At 67.7% G+C, this 572-nt stretch carries 1 protein-coding gene and 1 pseudogene; one reads left to right on the top strand and one right to left on the bottom strand.

Annotation, left to right across the window (positions count from 1 at the left end; translation table 11 throughout):
* A pseudogene (locus tag QHF84_RS50200) lies at nucleotides 1-319 on the top strand (hypothetical protein); the annotation flags it as partial.
* Here QHF84_RS50200 and QHF84_RS50195 read toward each other — a convergent pair.
* The coding region (locus tag QHF84_RS50195) for a hypothetical protein (RefSeq protein ID WP_281320795.1) at nucleotides 249-572 on the bottom strand (324 nt) is incomplete at its 5' end. The pseudogene QHF84_RS50200 and the gene QHF84_RS50195 overlap by 71 nt on opposite strands.

Below are 572 nucleotides of genomic sequence, written 5' to 3'. Positions count from 1 at the left end.
CATGGCCCTGGAGCAGCTCATGAGCATCCCGAACTACGAGTACCAAAGCGAGTTCGCCCGCAAGTACGTGCAGCAAGGGCGCGAGGAGGGGCGCGAGGAGGGGCGTGAGGAGGGGCGCGAGGAGGGGCGCGAGGAGGGGAGCCTCGAACCTGTTGCACGCCTGTTCGAGCGACGGCTCGCCCGGCCGTTGACCAGCGACGAGCGTGAGACCCTCACCGTGCAGCTCCGCAAGGAGGGGGCCACCCGTCTCACGGACATGGCCCTCGATTTCTCGCCGGCAGACCTCGCTGCCTTGCTCGTCGCACACAACGGGCGCTGAGCGTTCGCAGCAGCGGCAGCAGCAGCAGCAGCAGCGGCAGCAGCAGCAGCAGCAGCGGCAGCAGCAGCAGCGGCAGCAGCAGCAGCAGCAGCGGCAGCAGCAGCAGCAGCGGCAGCAGCAGCGGCAGCAGCATCATCGTTCCCGTAAAACCGATTCGTTCCCCGACGAACCTTTCCCTTGTGCTCGCCGCGCGCCCGCAGTAAGGCGCCTCGTGCCTTCCCTCTTGCACGAGGCGATTATCGAGCTCTTCCGC

This window comes from Polyangium sp. y55x31 (assembly GCF_029946505.1).
In the GTDB taxonomy this organism is placed as follows: domain Bacteria; phylum Myxococcota_A; class Polyangia; order Polyangiales; family Polyangiaceae; genus Polyangium.
The sequence above is the reverse complement of the archived record's forward strand: the minus strand, read 5'-3'. Positions and strand labels throughout refer to the sequence as shown.